This window comes from Streptomyces sp. NPDC037054 (genome assembly GCF_055606745.1).
On record NZ_JBVJSJ010000004.1, the window covers coordinates 505,190 to 524,561 of the forward strand.

Consider the following 19,372-nt stretch of genomic DNA (forward strand, 5'->3'; position numbering starts at 1 on the left):
ACCAGGGTGAACGGAAGATGAACTGAGGGGGGCTTCACGGTGTCCGTAAGAGGGGGTTGTCGCTCCCTCCCGGCACGGCCGCCCAACGCCCGCGCGGCCCCACGCCCCCGGACGCCCTCCGGACCGGTCCCGCGACCGCCGGAAGAGACCTTCGTCACCCCCTCCCGCCTGGCAGGATCACCCCATGACGGAGCACCGCGAGGAGGTACCGATGACGGGGCACAGGCACGACGACGGCGACGCGGTGGCGCGGGCCTGGAGCGAGCTCGTCGCGACGGCCCGCCGGACCGTCTCCGAGGGCCTCGTCGTCGGCACCTCCGGCAACGTCTCGGTACGCGTCGGCGACACCGTCCTGGTCACCCCCTCGGGCGTGCCCTACGACCGGCTCACCGCCGACGACGTCACCGGCGTCGACCTCGACGGCCGGCAGGTGCTCGGCACCCTCGTGCCGACCAGCGAACTGCCCATGCACCTCGCCGTGTACCGCACCACGGACGCCCGCGCCGTCGTCCACACCCACGCCGTGCACGCCACCGCCGTCTCCACGCTCGTGTCCGAACTGCCGCTGATCCACTACATGGCCGCGGCCCTCGGCGGCCCCGTCCGGGTCGCCCCGTACGCGACGTACGGCAGCGACGAGTTGGCCGAGCACATGCTCCGGGCCCTTGCCGACCGCACCGGCTGCCTCCTGCGGAACCACGGCACGATCACCCACGGCGCGGGCCTCGACCAGGCCTACGACCGCACCGCCCAGCTGGAGTGGATGTGCCGCCTGTGGCTCATCGCCTCGTCCGTCCCGGGCGCCGCCCCGACCCTCCTGACGCGGGACCAGCTCACCGAGGTCCAGGAGAAGCTCAAGGGCTACGGACAGCGCCGCTGACCCCGCGCAGCCGGTCCCACTGGCCGGTGCGCGGGTCGACCGGGACACTGGACGGGTGCGCACAGTCAAAGCGACGGCCGCCGCCGTCACCGCAGCCCTGGCCGCCGGCGCCGCGAGCGTCGCCGCCGGACGGTTCGCCAGCGACGCGGCGCTCAAGGCGCCCCCCGGCCGGCCCCTGCCGACCGAACCCCGGCTCACCGTGCACGCCACGGCCGCCGGCCGGATCGCGCTCACCCGGGACCTCGCGACCCTCCGCCCCGGCCGCTACGGCCTCGCCGGCGACGGATCGCACGCGGTCGTCGGCCCCGCCCTGCCCGACGCCGAGCACACCGCCGACACCGTCGTACGCCGTCTGGAACGCGTCACGCACGGCACTCTGGAACCCGGCGACAAGGTCTGGCTCACCCCGAACCTCCACGTCGGCGACCCGGGCAGCGCCCTCGGCCTGGACCACGCCGACGTCGACGTGCCCGGCGAACTCGGCCCGCTCCCGGCCTGGTTCGTGCCCGGTGGCCGCGACACCTGGGTCATCGCGGTGCACGGCCTCGGTGCCACCCGCGAACAGGCCATGAACATCATGGGGTTCCTGCGGCGCCACCACTTCCCGGTGCTCGCCCTCGCCTACCGCGGCGACCTCGGCGCCCCCCGGTCGCCCGACGGACTCGGCCACCTCGGCGAGACCGAGTGGCGCGACCTGGACGCGGCGATCCGCTACGCCGTGCGCTCCGGCGCCCGCCAGGTCGTCCTGCACGGCTGGTCCACCGGCGCCACCATGGCGCTGCGCGCCGCCGCCCGCTCGGACCTGCGCGACCGCGTCTCCGGACTCGTCCTGGACTCCCCGGTGCTCCACTGGGAGACCACGCTGCGTGCCCTCGCCGCCGCCCGCCGCACCCCCGGCGTGCTGCTGCCCCTCGCGGTGCGCGCCGCGCAGGGGCGCCTGGGCGGCTCCCTCGACCACGTCCCCGCGACCTCGGTCCCCGGCACCCGGGCCCCCGCCGAAGCGGTCTCGGGCGGCCCCCGCATCCCGACGCTCGTCGTGCACGGACCCGACGACCGGGTGGCCCCCTGGCAGCTGTCCCGCCGCCTCGTCGGCGCGCGCCCCCACCACATGACCCTGCACACCGTCCGCCACGCCCCCCACGGGGCCATGTGGAACGCGGATCCGGACGGCTACGAAGAGGCCCTGCGGCGCTTTCTGACCCCCCTGATGTGATCGCGGCCGGGCCTGCCGCCCGACGATTCCGTTTAATGCCGTACGGCTGGCCTGTTCCGGGCGCCCACCGCTCACGGAACCCCGTGCCCGGACCGCCCCCACGACCCCCGTCGGCATTCCGTTTGGGTTTTCGGACCGTCAACCGGAAGACTGCACCCGTGACGTCCCGTATCCCGCGCGACTCCAGGCTCCGACTCGTCCGCCCGCGACCCCTGGCCGCTGCCCCGAGAACGATGAACCAGCGGCCCTCGCGCCGCCCAGCGCCACGCCCCCCGGAGGGCACCCCCGCACGGTCCGAACTGGCCGGAATGGCACGCACCGAGCTGGCCGGCGCCGCCCGCGTGGCCCGCTGGGCCGACAGCGCCCTCGGCCCCGGCCGCGGCGGCGCCACCGCCGACGGCAAGGCCACGCTCTCCGACACGACCGCCCAACACGCCGCCGAGGAGCTCGGCCTGACGGTCGCTCAGGTGCGGGCCGACTGGGACACCGCCCGCCTCGCCGGCCTCGTCGAGGTGCACGGCGGGCGCGCCCGCCCCGGCTGGCGGCTGCGCGCCTGGCACCGCGACGACAGCGCCGTACTGCGCGGCTGGGTCGCCCTGTTCGACGCCTGGTCGCTCGCCTTCCCCGAGCCCGGCGACCACGGGCCCGCCGCCGTCGCCGAGGTCGTCTCGGCCATGCCGCAGGTGCTCTCCTTCCTCCAGCTGTCCGCCGGGCCCGTCCCCGTCGCCCAGCTCCTCGACCTGCTGGAGCAGCGCGTCACCGAACTGCGCACCGAGCGCTGCGAAATCCCCTACGGGCCGCAGCCCGAACCCGTCGCGCAGCCCCAGCCGGACGACACCCCGCTCGCCCCGCTCCTCGACTGGGCGCTGCGCGCGCTCGCCTCCGTCGGCGCCCTCACCTACGGCGACGGACAGGCCACGCTCACCCCGCTCGGCAGCTGGGCGGTCTGGGTCAAGCTGGAGCAGATCTGCGTCGCCGCGCAGAGCCCGGCCGGGAACATCGAGCAGTCCGCCGAGGCCATGCTCCGCGGCTGCGCCCAGCTCCGCCCGAACGCGGCCCGCGCCGAGTACCGCGCCTGGCTCGCGGCCCGCCCCGTCGGCAGCGCCGTGGCCGAACTGCTCGGCGCCGCCCGCGGCGAGGACGCCCTGCTGCGCGGCCTCGCCTTCGAGGCGCTGCGCGTCGTCGGCGCCCCCGCCGAACCCGATGTCCGCGCCGTGCTCGACGAGCCCACCCTGCGGCCCTACGCCCTGCTGTGGCTGGCCGAGCACGACGGCGCCGACCCCGAGGACGCCCACGAGGTCCTCACCCGTGAGGAAGCGACGTGGCTGTGGGTCGACACCGCGGCGGCCGTCGCCGACCACGGCGAGGCCCCCATGCTCGTACGGCACCTGGAGTCCGCGGTGCAGCCCACCGTCCCCGCCCTCCTGGACGAGGTGCGCGCCGTGGGACACCCGCGCACCGTGCAGGTGCTGGTCGCCCTGGCCGCCGCGCACCCCGATCCGGCGCTCGCGAAGGCCGTGCGCCGGGCCGCCTTCCAGGTCCACACCGGCGCGGGCTGACTCCCGCCGGTCAGCCGCCGAGCGCCGGCGCGTACGTGCCGAAGCTCCAGATGTTGCCCTCGAGGTCCCGGGCCATGTAGTCCCGCGAGCCGTAGTCCTGGTCCGTCGGGGGCATGAGGATCTCCGCGCCGTGCTCCACGGCCCGCTGGTGGTGTGCGTCGACGTCGTCCACGACGACGTACACCCCCGTCGTGCCCGCGTCCTTCATCGCCGCGTCGAACACGCCGCCGCGGCCCTTGGAGCCCAGCATGATCGCGCCGTTGCCCTGGGCCAGCTCGGCGTGCATCACCGTGCCGTCCTCGCCCTCGTAGACCGACAGCTCCGTGAAGCCGAAGGCCTCCGTGAGCTGCCGGATCGCCGCTTTCGCGTCCGCGTACAACAGCGTGGGACAGATGCTCGGCGGTCCGCCGACCGTGCCTGCCATGCCGATCACTCCCTTGTGATCACTGCCGGAACCATCACCTGCCGCCAGTCTGGCAGCCACCACTGACACCGGCCCCCGGTACGGCCGGGAGCCGGTGATCGAACACGTGAACCCAGAAAAAGTGCTTGCACGTCCCCGCTAGACTGGCCTCCATGGCCATTCTCCTCGCGCATTAGACGGCGGGAACGCCCTCAGCCGACCATTCCCGCTTCCACCCCGCCCTGGAGTCTGACCCGTGATCTCCGCCTCCGGCATCGAGCTGCGCGCCGGTGCCCGCGTCCTCATCGAGAGCGCCAGCTTCCGCGTCGCCAAGGGCGACCGCATCGGCCTCGTCGGCCGCAACGGCGCCGGCAAGACCACCCTCACCAAATGCCTCGCCGGCGACGGCATCCCGGCCGCCGGCACCATCACCCGCTCCGGCGAGGTCGGCTACCTCCCGCAGGACCCCCGCACCGGCGACCTCGACGTCCTCGCCCGCGACCGCATCCTGTCCGCGCGCGGCCTGGACGTCCTGATCCGCAAGATGCGCGAGAACGAACAGCGCATCGCGAGCGGCCAGGGCGCCACCCGCGAGAAGGCCCTCAGGCAGTACGAGCGCCAGGAGACGGAGTTCCTCACCAAGGGCGGGTACGCCGCCGAGGCCGAGGCCTCCACCATCGCCGCCGCGCTGAACCTGCCGGACCGCGTGCTCGGCCAGCCCCTGCACACGCTCTCCGGCGGTCAGCGCCGCCGCGTCGAACTGGCCCGCATCCTGTTCTCCGACGCGGACACCCTGCTGCTCGACGAGCCGACGAACCACCTCGACGCCGACTCGATCGTCTGGCTGCGCGACTACCTCAAGACCTACCGCGGCGGCTTCATCGTGATCTCCCACGACGTCGACCTGGTCGAGACCGTCGTCAACAAGGTGTTCTACCTGGACGCCAACCGCGCCCAGATCGACATCTACAACATGGGCTGGAAGCTGTACCAGCAGCAGCGCGAGGCCGACGAGAAGCGCCGCCGCCGCGAGCGGCAGAACGCCGAGAAGAAGGCCGCCGCGCTCAACGCCCAGGCCGACAAGATGCGCGCCAAGGCCACCAAGACGGTCGCCGCGCAGAACATGGCCCGGCGCGCCGAGAAGCTGCTGGCCGGCCTGGAGGACGTCCGCCAGTCCGACAAGGTCGCCAAGCTGCGCTTCCCCGAGCCCGCCCCCTGCGGCAAGACCCCGCTGATGGCCGAGGGCCTGTCGAAGTCGTACGGCTCCCTGGAGATCTTCACCGACGTCGACCTGGCCATCGACAAGGGCTCCCGCGTCGTCATCCTCGGCCTCAACGGCGCGGGCAAGACGACCCTGCTGCGGCTCCTCGCCGGGGTGGAACAGCCCGACACCGGCATGGTCGTCCCCGGCCACGGCCTCAAGCTCGGCTACTACGCCCAGGAGCACGAGACCCTCGACCCCGACCGCACGGTGCTCGAGAACATGCGCTCCGCCGCGCCCGACCTGGACCTCGTCGAGGTCCGCAAGGTGCTCGGCTCGTTCCTGTTCTCCGGCGACGACGTCGACAAGCCGGCCGGCGTCCTCTCCGGCGGCGAGAAGACCCGCCTCGCCCTCGCCACCCTCGTGGTCTCCTCGGCGAACGTGCTGCTCCTCGACGAGCCCACCAACAACCTCGACCCGGCCAGCCGCGAGGAGATCCTCGGCGCGCTGCGCACCTACAAGGGCGCCGTCGTCCTCGTCACGCACGACGAGGGCGCCGTCGAGGCGCTCCAGCCGGAGCGGATCATCCTGCTCCCGGACGGCGTCGAGGACCTGTGGGGTTCCGACTACGCGGACCTCGTGGCCCTCGCCTGATCCCGCCCGCCTGACCTCGCTCCACCCGAACCGGACCGCACTGATCCACTCCGTATGGATCATTCGGCCCATCGGTGATCCACCATCTGTGTGAGATCTCCTCGTATCGAGGTGTGTCGTACACGGATTTCGCGGCCGATCCCCCAGTCACCGGGGGGTCGGCCGTCGCGCTTCCCTGACCAGGAACTTCGCGGAACAACCCGTTCGGACGTACGGATCCCGCCGCCTGGAATTACTGATTCCGCTTGTGGGGACGCGCTCCCGTCGTCACAACGATGTCTCACGGACCTTGCCGAATGGGTGGCCATCCTGCCCCGGAGGGGTGATCATGAGGAGAACCAGAGCGCACTTCCCATGAGGAGGCACGGGTGGCCGAGACTCTGAAGAAGGGCAGCCGGGTGACCGGCGCCGCGCGCGACAAGCTCGCGGCAGACCTGAAGAAGAAGTACGACGCCGGTGCGAGCATCCGGGCGTTGGCCGAGGAGACCGGCCGCTCGTATGGCTTTGTGCACCGCATGCTCAGTGAGTCGGGCGTCACGCTGCGAGGGCGTGGCGGGGCGACCCGGGGCAAGAAGGCCACATCGGCCTGACACCCCGGGCGGCCCCACGACTTCCGATGGTGGCCACCCGGTCGGCCGACCAACCGGCCGGGTGGTTACTGTGCAGTCACTTAGGGATGCCCGTACGGACCTCCGTACGGCATCCGCACTGACCGCATCCATCGGAGGCGCCCCATGGCTTCGCCCGCCAAGGACCTCGGTCCGGTACTCGACAAGGACGGGGTACGGCTCACCGTCGACGACGCGATCGCCACGGTGACGCTGACCAACCCGGCCAAGCGCAACGCGCAGAGCCCCGCTCTGTGGCGGGCGCTGGCCGAGGCGGGCCGGCTGCTGCCGGGCACCGTCCGGGTCGTCGTGCTGCGCGCCGAGGGCAAGTCGTTCTCGGCCGGGCTCGACCGACAGGCGTTCACGCCCGAGGGCTTCGACGGGGAGCCGTCGTTCATCGACCTCGCGCGCGGCGGCGACGCCGAGCTCGACGCGACCATCGCCGAGTACCAGGAGGCGTTCACCTGGTGGCGGCGCAGCGACATCGTGTCCGTCGCCGCTGTCCAGGGGCACGCCATCGGGGCGGGCTTCCAGCTCGCACTCGCCTGTGACCTGCGCGTCGTCGCGGACGACGTGCAGTTCGCCATGCGCGAGACCAGCCTCGGACTGGTGCCGGACCTGACCGGCACCCATCCGCTGGTCGGCCTGGTCGGATACGCCCGCGCGCTGGAGATCTGCGTGACGGGACGGTTCGTCACGGCCGAGGAGTCCGTCGCCACCGGCCTGGCCAACCTCGCCGTGCCCGCCGACCAGCTCGACGACGCCGTACGCGACTTGGCGGCGGCGCTGCTCGCCGCGCCCCGGGACGCCGTCGTCGAGACCAAGGCGCTGCTGCGCGGCGCCCTCGACCGGGACTACGAGGCCCAGCGCGTCGCCGAACGCGCCGCACAGGCACGCCGGTTGCGGGACCTGGCCGGGATCGGCGACTGAGCCGCGCCCCGGACCGGCAGCCGTCTCACTCCACGGCGGTGACCACGACTGTCACCGTCGGGCGGTCCGGCAGCACCTCGGCCGTCCGTGCGCGGACCGCACGGGCCACGTCCAGGGTCCGGTGGTCCGCGCGCACGGCGCACTGCACCTGAACGTGCCGCCCCGGCAGCGCGGCGGCGTCGGCCCCCGGCGCCTCACGCAGCCGCACCGGCCGCCCCAGCGTGCCGCTCAGCCCGGCGACACCGGGCACGGCGAGCACGGCACGGGCGACACGAGCGGCGTCGCCGTCGTCGTCCCGGGCGTCCCCGGTGCCGTCGGCGTCCTCGGGGCCCTCAGGGTCCTCGGGGCCCTCGGCGTCCTCGGTGTCCGGCTCCGGCGAGTCCGAGGACTCCGCCGTGTCTTCCGCCTCGTGCTCCAGCAGCGCCGTCACCCGCAGGTCCACCTCCGTCACCCGCAGCCCCAGCCGGTCCGCCGCGGCGGCCGACAGGGCCGCCCGGAGCCGGGACGCCGTCGTCGGCAGCGGCTCGTCCGCCGTCGCCGCGAAGTCGGCCGTCACCCGCAGCGGGCCGGGCGGCAGCGCGCCCGGCGGGGGCGGCACGACCGGGTCGTCGCTGTCCTCCGGGTCGGCGAGAGCGATCCGCAGCCCGGCCGGCCGCACGCCCGGCACCTCGCGCGCCGCGCTCCGCAGCACCGCACCGGCCGCCGACTCCGCGAGCCACGCCCCGTCGCGCGGCCCGCCCAGCGGCAGCAGCCTGCCGAGACCCAACTGCCGCCGCACCGCCTGTGTCCACCGATCAGCCGTCATTCCTCCAGCCTGCCGCATCCCCGGCGCGCGAGCGGGCAACCGCACTTACGGTGGTCAAAGGGACGACCGAAAGGGACGTGCGGACATGAGCGACATGACCGAGCCGAACCGGACGGGTGCCACCGGAGGAGCCACGGAGCTGCCCGACACCTCCGGCACCCGCAGGACGCAGTCGAGCAAGCGCGGTGGAGGAGACCCCGCCACCCGCGGACGGACCACCATCGCCGACGGGGTGGTCGAGAAGATCGCCGGACTGGCGGCCCGCGACGTCGTCGGCGTGCACGCCATGGGCAGCGGAATCTCGCGCACCTTCGGGGCCGTGCGGGACCGCGTGCCCGGCGGGGCGAAGTCGGTGACACGCGGCGTGAAGGCCGAGGTCGGCGAGGTGCAGACCGCGCTCGACCTGGAGATCGTCGTGGAGTACGGCGTCGCCATCGCCGACGTGGCCCGGGACGTGCGGGAGAACGTCGTCGCCGCGGTCGAGCGGATGACCGGCCTCGAGGTGGTCGAGGTCAACATCGCGGTGAGCGACGTGAAGCTGCCCGAGGACGAGGAAGAGGAACCGGAGCCCCGGATCCAGTGAACCGGCCCTCGACGGTGGACCGGACGATGAGCTGTGGACCGGACGATGAGCTGAGGAGCGCAGCATGAGCATGGCCGTGGTCGGCTTGATCGCCGGAATGGCGCTGGGCTTCGCCGGGTACTTCGGCGGCTTCGGCGCGTTCCTGCTGGTGGCGGCGCTCGGCGCCGTCGGGTTCGTCGTCGGCCGGTTCCTGGAGGGGGACCTGGAGTTCGGCGACTTCTTCCGCACCCGCGACGACCGGCGGCGGTGAGGCCGGTGAGTACCGCGGCCGAGGCGTACCGCGACCCCCCGGCCGTCGTACCGCCGGGTGAGCGAGGGGCGACCCGGATCGCCGACCGGGTCGTCGCCAAGATCGCCTCGCAGGCGGCACGCGAGGCCCTCGGCGCCCCGCCGCCGGACGGCAGACCGCCGCACGCCACGGTGGCGGTGCGCCACGAGGCCGCCCGCGTCCGCGTGCACGTCGAACTCGACTACCCCTGCGACATCGGCGCCCGCTGCCGCGCGGTGCGTCGCCAAGTCGCCGAACGGGTAGGCACGTTGGTGGGCATGGAGGTGCCGGAGGTCGCCGTCCACGTGGAGCGGCTGCGGCTGTCCCCGGCGCACGGCGCGGCACAGGGGAGGACCCGATGAGCGAGCCCGAGGGCTCCGAGGGCACCACGCGACGGCTGCCGGTCATGGAGAAGGACACCGGCCCCGGCGACGACGAGCGGGCCAGGCCCGGCCAGTCGTCGTCCGCTGCCGCCTACGACGCGCCGCCCGTGCTCGACGGCGACGCCGGCGGCAGCGGACGGTTCTGGTCGGCGCGCCGCGTGCCCGCGGGCCTCGTCGCCCTCCTGCTCCTGGCCGGCACCGGTCTGCTCCTGTACGACGCCGCGGCCGTGCGCGCCGACCGGCCCGCCATGGGCTGGCGCCGCGAACTGGCCCGGCAGCTCCAACAGCGGCCCCTGGACGACATCTGGGTGCTGGTGGGCGCGGGTGTCGCCGCCGCCCTCGGACTGTGGCTGGTCGTGCTGGCGGTCACGCCCGGTCTGCGGGACGTGCTGCCGATGCGGCGCCCGCACGCCGAGGTGCGCGCCGGACTGCACCGGGACGCCGCCGCCCTGGTGCTGCGGGACCGGGCCATGGAGGTGTCGGGCGTGCAGTCGGTGCGGGTGCGGATGGGCCGCTCCCGGGCCGACGTCCGCGCCGTGTCGCACTTCCGGGCACTGGACGACGTCCGCGCCGAACTGGACGACGTGCTCGCCGACGCGGTCAAGGGGCTCGGGCTCGCCCGGCCGCCCGCGCTGTCGGTGCACGTCCGGCGGCCCGGCAGGAAGGGGTGAGGACCGTGCTCAGGATCGTCAACCGCGTGCTGCTGGGCCTGCTGGGTCTCGTCCTGCTCGCCCTCGGCGGGTCCGTGCTGGCCGTCGGTCTCGGCGCGTCCGCCCCGTCCTGGTGGATGCACCACGGGCGTGACGACGTCCTGCTGAACGCGGCCGAGCGGACCCGGTGGCGGGACGCGGGCTGGTGGTGGCCCGCCGTCCTGGCCGCGCTCGCCGTCCTGGTGCTGCTCGCCCTGTGGTGGCTGGTCGCCGTGCTGCGCCGACGGCGCCTGAGCGAGGTCCTGGTCGACACGGGCGACGGCGAGGGCGCCCTGCTGCGCGGGCGCGCCCTGGAGGCCGTCCTCGCCGAGGACGCCGGCGGCCTGGACGGCGTCGAACGCGCCGACGTCGCCCTCACCGGCCGGCGCAGCGCGCCGGCGGCCCGGGTACGGCTGCTGCTGGCGCCGCACGTCGCTCCCGGGACCGCGCTGCACCGGCTGACCGCCGGGGCCCTCGCCCACGCCCGCGACTCGGCCGGCCTGGCGTCACTGCCGGCCGAGGTACGCCTGAAGGGCGTCAGACACCGCGCCGAACGCGTCGGCTGACCCGGGTCGGCTCCGCGGACCAGTTCTCGGCCGGCGTCACGTCCGAGCCGCCCGGGACGGCGCGGGTTCGGGTGCGGGGCCCGTCAGAAGCCGTGGCGCTGGCCGCCGTCCACCGGCAGCATGACGCCCGTGAGGTACGAGGCCGCGGGCGAGAGCAGGAACGCCGCCGCCCGGCCGAACTCCTCCGGGGCGCCATAGCGCCGCAGCGGGATGCGCGACTCCGAGGCCCTGCGGGTCGCCTCCGGGTCGGCGGACAGCGCGTCCAGCTCCCGCACCCGGTCGGTGTCGATGCGGCCCGGAAGGACGCCGACGACGCGGATGCCGCGCGGCCCCAGCTCGTCGGCGAGGGACTTCGCGAAACCGGCGAGGCCGGGGCGCAGCCCGTTGGAGACGGTCAGGCCCGGGATCGGCTCGTACACCGAACCGGAGAGCACGAACCCGATGACGCCGCCCTCGTCCAGCTCCGCCGCGGCCGTCCTCGCGAGCCGCACCGCCCCGAGGAACACCGACTCGAACGCCGCCTGCCACTGCTCGTCCGTGGTGTCCGCCGCGAAGCCCGGCGGCGGTCCGCCGACGCTGACGAGGACGCCGTGGAAGGCGCCGAAGTGCTCGCGGGCGGCGGCGATCAGCCGCTCGGCCGCCCGCGGGTCGGCGTTGTCCGCGGCGACCCCGACCGCGTTCGGGCCCAGCGCGGCGGCCGCCTCGGCCACGGTCCGCTCGTCACGCCCGGTCACGACCACCTTCGCGCCGTCGGCGACGAGTTCGCACGCGGCGGCGTTGCCGAGGCCCCGGGTGGCCCCGGTGACGACGTACACCCGGTCCTTCAGTCCAAGATCCATGGCCCCTATCCTGCCTCGCCGTCCCCGTACAGGGCGAGGGCGGTGTGCACCAGACCGATGTGGCTGAACGCCTGCGGGAAGTTGCCGAGCTGGTGCCCGGCCACCGGGTCGTACTCCTCGGCCAGCAGACCGACGTCGTTGGTGAGCTCCACCAGCCGCTCGAACAGCTCGCGGGCCTCCTTGGTGCGGCCGGTCGCGTGCAGGGCGTCCGCGAGCCAGAAGGAGCAGACGAGGAAGGCGCCCTCGCCGCCGGGCAGCCCGTCGACGACGGTCTCGTCGGCGGTGTAGCGGTGCAGCAGTCCGTGGTGGCCGAGGTCCTCGCGGATCGCCTCGATGGTGCCCAGCACCCGGGGGTCGTCGGGCGGCAGGAAGCCCACGCGCGGGATGAGCAGCAGCGCCGCGTCCAGTTCGCGCGAGCCGTACGACTGCGTGAACGTGTTGCGTTCCGGGTCGTAGCCCTTCTCGCAGACCTCGCGGTGCACCTCGTCGCGCATCGCCCGCCAGGCGTCGACGTCGCCCGGCAGCTCCGGGTGCCGCTCCAGCACGCGCACCGCCCGGTCGGCGGCCACCCACACCATCACCTTGGAGTGCACGAACTGCCGGCGGCCGCCGCGCACCTCCCACAGGCCCTCGTCGGGCTGCCGCCAGGCCGTGCACAGGAAGTCCATCAGCGCGCGCTGCACCGCCCACACGTCCGGCTTGGCGGACAGCCCCGAACGGCGGCCCAGCGCCAGGGAGTCCATCACCTCGCCGTACACGTCGAGCTGCAACTGGTTCACGGCGTCGTTGCCGATCCGCACCGGCGTCGACTCGGCGAAGCCGGACAGCCACGGCAGCTCGAACTCCGGCAGCCGCCGCTCACCCGCCAGGCCGTACATGATCTGCAGGTCCTTGGGGGAGCCGGCGACGGCGCGCAGCAGCCAGTTCCGCCACGCCTCGGCCTCCTCCTGGTAGCCCGCCGCCACCAGCGCGCCCAGGGTGAGCGTCGAGTCGCGCAGCCAGCAGTACCGGTAGTCCCAGTTGCGCACGCCGCCCAGTTCCTCGGGCAGGGAGGTGGTGGGCGCGGCGACGATGCCGCCGGTCGGGGCGTAGGTCAGCGCCTTGAGGGTGATCAGGGAACGGACCACGGTGTCCCGGTGCGGTCCGTCGTAGCTGCACCGCGCGGCCCAGGCCCGCCAGTCGGCGACGCTGTGCTCCAGCGACTCGTACGGGTCGACCAGCGGGGGGCGCGGCTCGTGCGAGGGGTGCCAGGTGAGGACGAACGCGACCTTCTCGCCGGCGGCGACGGTGAACTCCGAGTGCGTGCCGAAGTCCCGGCCCCAGGTGCGCACCTCCGGCTCGGCGCGCAGCCACGCCGAGTCGGGCCCGGCGACGGCCACCCGGTGCCCGTCCACGCGGCGCATCCACGGCACGATCGAGCCGTAGTCGAAGCGCAGCCGCAGCACGCTGTGCACGGTGACCTCGCCGCTGAGCCCCTCGACGATGCGGACGAGGTCGGGGGCGCGGTCGCGCTGCGGCATCAGGTCGGTGACGCGCACGCTGCCCTGCGGGGTGTCCCACTCGGTGTCCAGGACGAGGGTGTCGGGGCGGTACGCGCGGCGCGTGCACGTCTCCGCGCCCGCGGGGGCGATGCGCCAGTGGCCGTTGTCCTCGTCGCCGAGGAGCTTGGCGAAGCAGGCGGCCGAGTCGAAGCGGGGCAGGCACAGCCAGTCGACCGAGCCGTCCAGGCCGACGAGCGCCGCCGTCTGCTCGTCGCCGATGAGTGCGTAGTCCTCGATACGGGGGTGCACGCAGGTGCGGGTTCCCGGCCGACCTGGGGCGCAATCCGCGTCGGGGCCGGGCGGGTGACGCGGAGGGTGTGACGTCGGTTACACCGGCGCGTGCTCCGGGTCGTCGGCGTCGCTCTCGGTCGCCCCGGCGCCGCCCGCGCCCTTGCGCGCCGCCTCCGCGCGGTCGCGCGCCTCACGGCGGACCAGCACGAACCAGCCGACGGGGACACCCGCGGCGAACAGCCACCACTGGACGGCGTAGGCGTAGTTCAGCGCGGCGTTCTCGTGGCCGGGCTCGCCGATGGGCTCCGGCGTGCCGCCCTTCGGCTCGGGCGCGGTCTGCACGACGTAGCCGCCGAGCACCGGGGCGCCGAGGCGCCGCGCCTCCTGCTCGCTGTTGATGAGCATGATCTGCCGGTCCGGCAGGCCCTTGAGGTCCTTGATGCCGCTGGCCTCGGTCGTCTCGTCGGGCATCAGCCGGCCGGTGACGGTGATCTCGCCGCGCGGCGGCGCGGGGACCTCGGGGAACGCGGTCTGGCTGGGGCCGTCGGCGGGGATCCAGCCCCGGTTGACCAGCAGCACCTTGCCGTCGTCGAGGACGAACGGGGTGAGGACGTGGTAGCCGACCTCTTCGTCGGAGTTGGTGCGGCGGCGGACGACGACCTCGTCGTCGGTGTCGAAGCGGCCCTTCGCGGTCACGCCGCGGTACCGCTCGTCGGTGGTGACCCCGTGTCCCGGGGCGGTCAGCCGCGTCACGGGGACCGGCTCGGCGGCCAGCGCCTCGGACACCAGCCGGTTGCGGGCGGTGCGCTCGTCGTAGCGGTGCATCTGCCAGATGCCCAGCCTGATCATCGTGGGGATGAGCAGCAGGGCGACCAGCGTGAGGATCACCCACTGCCGGGACAACAGGAAGCGGTACACCCCACGACGGTACAACTCGGTCGTGGGGTGTACCGCACGGGGTACGGCTTCAGACCTTGTCGACGATGCCCGCCTTCCCCTCGGCGCGGGCGCAGTGGGCGCCGCAGTACCACTGGCCCTCGACCTCGACTCCCTGGCCGATGATCTGGACCCGGCAGTGCTCGCAGATGGGCGCCATGCGGTGGATGGCGCAGGAGAAGCAGTCGAAGACGTGGACGGCGCCCTGCGCGTGCACCTCGAACGTCATGCCGTAGTCGTTTCCGCAGACCTCGCAACGTGCCATGCGCCTCAGACTGGGCGCTCGGCGCCGCGCGGGCGAGCGGGCGCCGGGCGAGTCGCCCCGCAATCACCCGTCCGCACGGGCCGCCCGTCCGCAGGGGCCGCCCGTCCGCAGGGGCCGCCCGTCCGCAGGGGCCGCCCGTCCGCAGGGGCCGCCCGTCCGCAGGGGGCAGCGGTACGCAGCGGTCAGTGGCCGCGCGTGTCAGCCGTCCGCCGGTTCGACGTCCCGCAGCAGCTGCCCGAAGGCGGCCTCGTCGACCACCGGCGTGCCGAACTGCCGGGCCTTGACGACCTTCGAGGTGCCGGAGTCCGGGTCGTTCGTGACGAGCAGGCTCGTCAGCCGGGACAGGCTCGATGCGACGTGCAGCCCGGCCTCGGTCGCCCGGTCCTCCAGCAGCTCGCGGTCGACGGAGGTGTCGCCGGAGAACGCCACGCGCATGCCCTGCTTGAGGGGCCTGCCCTCCTCGTAGCGCCCCGGGTTGGGATAGGGGCAGGCGGGACGGCGGCGGGACGGGCGCCAGCTCGTCGCCCGGTAGCCGCCGTGACCGGCCTGCTGCCCGATGCGCGGCGTGGCCCGGTCCGTCCACTCGGTCAGCGGGCGGCACTCGTGCAGCGGCAGCCGGAGCCCGCCCGCGGCGGCGGCGTGCAGGCTCGGCCGGAACGCCTCCGCGAGCACGCGCGCGTCGTCCAGCGCGTGGTGCGCGCGCCGCTGCACGACACCGAAGTGGGCGGCGAGCGACTCCAGCTTGTGGTTGGGCAGCGGCAGGGCGAGCTCCTTCGCCAGCGCGATGGTGCACAGCCGCTGCCGCACCGGCGCCTCGCACTCCGCGCGCGCGTACTCGCGGGCGATCATCTGCCAGTCGAAGACCGCGTTGTGCGCGACGAGCACCCGGTCGCGCAGCCGGTCCGTGAACTCCTCGGCCACGTCGCGGAACAGGGGCGCGCCCTCCAGCACGTCGCTCGTCAGACCGTGGATCCACACCGGGCCCGGGTCGCGCTCCGGGTTGACCAGCGTGTACCAGTGGTCCTCCACCTCGCCGCGCGCGTCCAGCCGGTAGACGGCCGCGGAGATGATCCGGTCGTCCCGTGCCAGGCCGGTGGTCTCCACGTCAACGACCGCGTATCCCCGGGGATACGCGGCCGGCCACGCAGTCGGGGACGCTGCGGTCGTCGTGCGGTCTTCGAGCATGGTCACTGAGGATACGGGCCGCGACCGACAGCGCGGGCCGGGAGGGGCCTGCCGCACGGAGTGTCAAATGCCCCGAATCCCCCGAGAAGTGACGGAGGATTCGCCGGTCGGCGGTGTCGGAGCCGGGCGGCGCGAGGGGTCGGGTGAGACGCTTCGGGGGTGAGTGAGCAGGCGTCCGGCCCGGTTCCGGAGCACGACGAGGCGCACGGCGGTTCCCTGGGCGCGCGGCTCAACTGGCTGCGGGCGGCCGTCCTCGGCGCCAACGACGGCATCGTGTCCACCGCGGGTCTCGTCGTCGGCGTGGCCGGTGCCACCGACGAGCGCGCGACGCTGCTGACCGCCGGACTGGCCGGACTGCTCGCCGGTTCCCTGTCGATGGCGGCGGGCGAGTACGTGTCGGTCTCCATGCAGCGCGACTCCGAGAAGGCCGCCCTCGCCGTGGAGAAACGGGAACTGAGGGAGCGGCCGGAGGCCGAACTCGCGGAGCTGACGGACCTTCTGGAGCAGCGTGGCCTGTCCCGCGACGTCGCGCGCGAGGCCGCCGAGCAGCTGACGGAACGTGACGCGCTGCGGGCGCACGCGCGCGTGGAGCTCGGCATCGACCCCGACGACCTCACCAACCCCTGGCACGCCGCCTGGGCGAGCTTCCTGGCGTTCACCGCCGGCGCCCTGCTGCCGCTGCTGGCGATCGTGCTGCCGCCGGCCGGCTGCCGGCTGTGGGTCACCGTGGTGTCGGTGCTCGCCGCACTCGCCCTCACCGGCTTCAGCAGCGCCCGGCTCGGCGCGGCCCGCCCGCACCCCGCCGTGCTGCGCAACGTGACCGGGGGCGCTCTCGCGATGGCGGTGACCTACGCGGCCGGTTCGCTGCTGGGCGCGGCGGGTGTGTGAGGCACGTCGGCACGGGGTTCACCCGCCGGTCACGGGGAGCGGCCGGCGTCCATTGGCGGAGATCGCCAACAAGTAAGCGCGTACCGACGGTAATACTTGTCGGTAACAACCTCTGGTGGTGGCCCGCCCGCGGTCCTACGGTGCACTCATGCCGAACCTGCCCGATGTCGTGCTGTGGTCGATACCCGCCTTCGTGCTGCTCACCGTGATCGAGATGATCAGCGTGCGCCTCCATCCCGACGAGGAGGCGGCGGGCTACGAGGCGAAGGACGCCGCGACCAGCGTCGGCATGGGCCTGGGCAGCCTCGCCTTCGACTTCCTGTGGAAGATCCCGATCGTCGCGATCTACACCGCGCTCTACGAGCTCACGCCGCTGCGCGTGCCGGTGCTGCTGTGGACGGTCCCGCTGATGCTGCTCGCGCAGGACTTCTTCTACTACTGGTCGCACCGCGGCCACCACGTCGTCCGCATCCTGTGGGCCTGCCACGTGGTGCACCACTCCAGCCGCAAGTTCAACCTCACCACCGCGCTGCGCCAGCCCTGGACGTCCCTGACCGTATGGCCGTTCTACGTCCCCCTCGTCGTCTGCGGCGTCCACCCGGCGGCCCTCGCGTTCTGCTCCTCGGCGAATCTCGTCTACCAGTTCTGGATCCACACCGAGCGCATCGACAGGATGCCCCGCTGGTTCGAGTTCGTCTTCAACACGCCGTCCCACCACCGGGTGCACCACGCCTCCCAGGGCGGCTACCTCGACCGCAACTTCGGCGGCATCCTCATCGTCTGGGACCGCCTCTTCGGCTCCTTCGTCCCCGAGACCGAGCGGCCGGTGTACGGACTGACGAAGAACATCACCACGTACAACCCGCTGAAGGTCGCCACCCACGAGTACGTCGCCATCGCCAAGGACCTGAAGGCGGCCCGGAGTTGGCGCGAGCGCGCCGGGCGGCTGTTCCGCGGCCCCGGCTGGCAGCCCGCCCCGCCCGCCGCGGCGGCCGTCGAGGAGACGTCGGCCGCGTGAACCCCTCCCGCGGTCTGCTCGCCACCTTCGCCCTCGTCGTCGCCGTCGACCTCACCGCCCTCGTCGCCGGCCACGACTCCGCCCACACCGTCGCCAAGCCGCTCCTGATGCCGCTGCTGGCCGCCTGGGCCGCCGCGTCCGGCGCGCCCCGGCTGCTGGTCGCCGCGCTCCTGTTCGGCTGCGCCGGCGACACCCTGCTGCTGTTCGACGCGGACGCCGCCTTCCTCGCCGGCATGGGCTGCTTCGCGGCCGGACACGTCTGCTACCTCGCCCTGTTCAGGACGTACGCCCCCGCCGCGACGACCCTGCGCGCGCGTGCCCGGGTCCTCGTCCCCGGTTACGCCGCCGCCCTCGCCGTCACCCTGGCCCTGCTCTGGACCGGCCTGCCCGCCGGCCTCCGCGTCCCCGTCGCCGTCTACAGCGCCCTGCTCACGGCCATGGCCTGCACGGCCGCGGTCCGCGTCGGCGCCGTCGCCGGGCTCGGCGGGGCACTGTTCCTGCTGTCCGACACGCTCATCGCGACCGGCATCGCCGACTGGCCGCAGCTCCCGCGTCCCGACTTCTGGATCATGCTGACCTACATCGCGGCGCAGGTCCTGCTCAGCGCCGGCCTGCTCGCCGCCGTACGCCCCCGCCCGGCGCCGACGGCGTACGGCGTGACGCGCTGAGCGCCACGGGCACAGCCACCGGCGTCACCAGCGGATCGGCAGCGGAAGCGCCGTCAGCAGCCCGGACAGCGCGACCACCAGCGCCAGTCCCGCGACCTCCGCCCGCGCCGGCACGCACGCCGACAGCGGGTCGGCCGCGCGGCGCAGCCGGAGCCGCGCCCACAGGGCGAGCCCCGCGACGGCCGCCACCAGCAGCACCTTGGCGAGCAGGGCCCGCCCGTACGCCGTCGCCGTCAGCTGGTCGAGGACCGTCTCCGGCGGCATCCGGCGCAGCGAACTCCACACGCCCGTCGCCGTGACGGCGGCCAGCAGCACCGCCGCCACGCGCGCGTACAAGCCCAGCAGCGCGGCACCCGGCCCCGCGACGCCCCAGTCGCGCACCGTCCGCAGCGCGTGCAGCAGACCGCCGGTCCACAGCGCCGCGCACGTCAGATGCACGAGGGTCAGCGCGGAACCGGTCAGCGGCGTGTGCTCCGGCGCCGGATGGGCGCGCAGCGCCTCGGCGACGACCACCGCGGCAAGCGGCCACAGTTGAGTGGCCGGGCGGCGGGAGAGCGCGCACAGGCCCGCCACGACGAACGCGTTGACCTCCAGGAGCGCGAGCCTGCCCTCCCGGGACGCGTGGAGACCGCCGACGTCCAGGTCGCCGACGCCGTGCGGCACGAGATTGCCGGTGGACACCACCGAGGCCAGGCCCAGCGCGGCGACGAACCCGGCGCCCGCCGCGCCCGCCGCCCAACTGCGCGGCACGGCCGGGGGAGCGCCGGGCACCGCGCGCGCCAGCCGGTTCACGAACACCTCGCCCAGCGGCACCGACAGCGCCAGGAACAGCACCGTACGCAGCAGGGCGACGCCCGCCGAGCCGGGCGCGCCGGCCTCCCCGGTGCCGTGCAGCGCGGCGGACGGGCCGAGCAGGGGTATCAGCGCCGCGAGCGCGACCAGCGCGAGGACGGCGACGGCCCGGACCGCCCCGGCACGCCCCGCGGACCCGCTCGCGCCGCCCGTCCCGGGAGTGGGTCGTGTCAAGGTCACCCCGGGATCTTCACAAGTCCCGTCGGG

General features: G+C 74.2%; 22 protein-coding genes. 14 read left to right on the plus strand and 8 right to left on the minus strand.

The genetic code is table 11. The features are described 5' to 3' along the window. Positions 1-211: 211 nt before the first annotated feature. The 3 genes from ACZ7D7_RS13170 to ACZ7D7_RS13180 all read left to right on the plus strand — a co-directional run bounded on the left by ACZ7D7_RS13170 (position 212) and on the right by ACZ7D7_RS13180 (position 3,652). On the plus strand, positions 212-880 hold the full coding sequence (locus ACZ7D7_RS13170) for a class II aldolase/adducin family protein (RefSeq protein WP_470824186.1): 669 nt from the start codon (positions 212-214) through the stop codon (positions 878-880). Between the two features lie 55 nt (positions 881-935). Then, positions 936-2,093, plus strand: coding sequence for an alpha/beta hydrolase (locus ACZ7D7_RS13175; RefSeq protein WP_470824187.1), 1,158 nt, complete (start codon positions 936-938; stop codon positions 2,091-2,093). 308 nt (positions 2,094-2,401) lie between these two features. Next, the gene (locus tag ACZ7D7_RS13180) at positions 2,402-3,652 is read left to right on the plus strand and encodes a hypothetical protein (protein WP_470824188.1); all 1,251 of its coding nucleotides are present in this window, start codon (positions 2,402-2,404) and stop codon (positions 3,650-3,652) included. Positions 3,653-3,662: 10 nt separating this feature from the next. Here ACZ7D7_RS13180 and ACZ7D7_RS13185 read toward each other — a convergent pair whose 3' ends face one another. Further along, on the minus strand, positions 3,663-4,076 hold the full coding sequence (locus tag ACZ7D7_RS13185; protein ID WP_470824189.1) for a VOC family protein: 414 nt from the start codon (positions 4,074-4,076) through the stop codon (positions 3,663-3,665). A 235-nt stretch (positions 4,077-4,311) separates the two neighbouring features. Between ACZ7D7_RS13185 and ACZ7D7_RS13190 the strand changes: the two genes are divergently transcribed. The 3 genes from ACZ7D7_RS13190 to ACZ7D7_RS13200 all read left to right on the plus strand — a co-directional run bounded on the left by ACZ7D7_RS13190 (position 4,312) and on the right by ACZ7D7_RS13200 (position 7,448). After that, on the plus strand, positions 4,312-5,910 hold the full coding sequence (locus ACZ7D7_RS13190; protein WP_470824190.1) for an ABC-F family ATP-binding cassette domain-containing protein: 1,599 nt from the start codon (positions 4,312-4,314) through the stop codon (positions 5,908-5,910). Between the two features lie 368 nt (positions 5,911-6,278). After that, positions 6,279-6,500 carry a helix-turn-helix domain-containing protein gene (locus ACZ7D7_RS13195; RefSeq protein ID WP_003976983.1) on the plus strand — a complete coding sequence of 74 codons (222 nt, stop codon included), beginning with the start codon at positions 6,279-6,281 and terminating at the stop codon, positions 6,498-6,500. A gap of 144 nt (positions 6,501-6,644) precedes the next feature. Further along, on the plus strand, positions 6,645-7,448 hold the full coding sequence (locus ACZ7D7_RS13200; protein WP_470824191.1) for an enoyl-CoA hydratase/isomerase family protein: 804 nt from the start codon (positions 6,645-6,647) through the stop codon (positions 7,446-7,448). A 25-nt stretch (positions 7,449-7,473) separates the two neighbouring features. Here ACZ7D7_RS13200 and ACZ7D7_RS13205 read toward each other — a convergent pair whose 3' ends face one another. After that, the gene (locus tag ACZ7D7_RS13205) at positions 7,474-8,253 is read right to left on the minus strand and encodes a nucleopolyhedrovirus P10 family protein (protein ID WP_470824192.1); all 780 of its coding nucleotides are present in this window, start codon (positions 8,251-8,253) and stop codon (positions 7,474-7,476) included. Positions 8,254-8,338: 85 nt separating this feature from the next. Between ACZ7D7_RS13205 and ACZ7D7_RS13210 the strand changes: the two genes are divergently transcribed. From ACZ7D7_RS13210 to amaP, 5 genes are all read left to right on the plus strand, one after another. Beyond that, positions 8,339-8,836, plus strand: coding sequence for an Asp23/Gls24 family envelope stress response protein (locus ACZ7D7_RS13210; protein ID WP_470824193.1), 498 nt, complete (start codon positions 8,339-8,341; stop codon positions 8,834-8,836). Between the two features lie 64 nt (positions 8,837-8,900). Beyond that, on the plus strand, positions 8,901-9,086 hold the full coding sequence (locus tag ACZ7D7_RS13215) for a hypothetical protein (RefSeq protein ID WP_470824194.1): 186 nt from the start codon (positions 8,901-8,903) through the stop codon (positions 9,084-9,086). Between the two features lie 5 nt (positions 9,087-9,091). Next, on the plus strand, positions 9,092-9,466 hold the full coding sequence (locus tag ACZ7D7_RS13220) for an Asp23/Gls24 family envelope stress response protein (protein ID WP_470824195.1): 375 nt from the start codon (positions 9,092-9,094) through the stop codon (positions 9,464-9,466). Further along, on the plus strand, positions 9,463-10,158 hold the full coding sequence (locus ACZ7D7_RS13225) for a DUF6286 domain-containing protein (RefSeq protein ID WP_470824196.1): 696 nt from the start codon (positions 9,463-9,465) through the stop codon (positions 10,156-10,158). The genes ACZ7D7_RS13220 and ACZ7D7_RS13225 overlap by 4 nt, the downstream gene beginning before the upstream one ends. Then, positions 10,155-10,742 carry an alkaline shock response membrane anchor protein AmaP gene (gene amaP / locus ACZ7D7_RS13230; RefSeq protein WP_470824197.1) on the plus strand — a complete coding sequence of 196 codons (588 nt, stop codon included), beginning with the start codon at positions 10,155-10,157 and terminating at the stop codon, positions 10,740-10,742. Before ACZ7D7_RS13225 ends, amaP begins: the two co-directional genes overlap by 4 nt. A gap of 83 nt (positions 10,743-10,825) precedes the next feature. On the opposite strand, the gene ACZ7D7_RS13235 is transcribed toward amaP, so the two are convergent. The 5 genes from ACZ7D7_RS13235 to ACZ7D7_RS13255 all read right to left on the minus strand — a co-directional run bounded on the left by ACZ7D7_RS13235 (position 10,826) and on the right by ACZ7D7_RS13255 (position 15,739). Continuing rightward, positions 10,826-11,581, minus strand: a complete 756-nt coding sequence (locus ACZ7D7_RS13235) for an SDR family oxidoreductase (RefSeq protein WP_470824198.1) — start codon at positions 11,579-11,581, stop codon at positions 10,826-10,828. 5 nt (positions 11,582-11,586) lie between these two features. Beyond that, positions 11,587-13,371: a glycoside hydrolase family 15 protein gene (locus ACZ7D7_RS13240; protein ID WP_470824199.1), complete on the minus strand. Its 1,785-nt coding sequence runs from the start codon at positions 13,369-13,371 to the stop codon at positions 11,587-11,589. 78 nt (positions 13,372-13,449) lie between these two features. After that, entirely contained in the window at positions 13,450-14,271 is an 822-nt protein-coding gene (locus tag ACZ7D7_RS13245) for an SURF1 family cytochrome oxidase biogenesis protein (protein ID WP_470824200.1), read from the minus strand. A gap of 49 nt (positions 14,272-14,320) precedes the next feature. After that, entirely contained in the window at positions 14,321-14,554 is a 234-nt protein-coding gene (locus ACZ7D7_RS13250) for a hypothetical protein (protein ID WP_470824201.1), read from the minus strand. Between the two features lie 198 nt (positions 14,555-14,752). Continuing rightward, entirely contained in the window at positions 14,753-15,739 is a 987-nt protein-coding gene (locus ACZ7D7_RS13255) for a DEDDh family exonuclease (protein ID WP_470824202.1), read from the minus strand. 159 nt (positions 15,740-15,898) lie between these two features. Here ACZ7D7_RS13255 and ACZ7D7_RS13260 point away from each other — a divergent pair, with 159 nt between their 5' ends. The 3 genes from ACZ7D7_RS13260 to ACZ7D7_RS13270 all read left to right on the plus strand — a co-directional run bounded on the left by ACZ7D7_RS13260 (position 15,899) and on the right by ACZ7D7_RS13270 (position 18,313). Next, positions 15,899-16,627 carry a VIT1/CCC1 transporter family protein gene (locus tag ACZ7D7_RS13260; RefSeq protein ID WP_470824203.1) on the plus strand — a complete coding sequence of 243 codons (729 nt, stop codon included), beginning with the start codon at positions 15,899-15,901 and terminating at the stop codon, positions 16,625-16,627. A gap of 148 nt (positions 16,628-16,775) precedes the next feature. Continuing rightward, on the plus strand, positions 16,776-17,645 hold the full coding sequence (locus ACZ7D7_RS13265) for a sterol desaturase family protein (RefSeq protein WP_470824204.1): 870 nt from the start codon (positions 16,776-16,778) through the stop codon (positions 17,643-17,645). Further along, positions 17,642-18,313, plus strand: coding sequence for a lysoplasmalogenase (locus tag ACZ7D7_RS13270; RefSeq protein ID WP_470824205.1), 672 nt, complete (start codon positions 17,642-17,644; stop codon positions 18,311-18,313). The genes ACZ7D7_RS13265 and ACZ7D7_RS13270 overlap by 4 nt, the downstream gene beginning before the upstream one ends. 24 nt (positions 18,314-18,337) lie before the next feature. On the opposite strand, the gene ACZ7D7_RS13275 is transcribed toward ACZ7D7_RS13270, so the two are convergent. Further along, positions 18,338-19,345 carry a CopD family protein gene (locus ACZ7D7_RS13275; RefSeq protein WP_470824206.1) on the minus strand — a complete coding sequence of 336 codons (1,008 nt, stop codon included), beginning with the start codon at positions 19,343-19,345 and terminating at the stop codon, positions 18,338-18,340. Between the last annotated feature and the right edge of the window lie 27 nt (positions 19,346-19,372).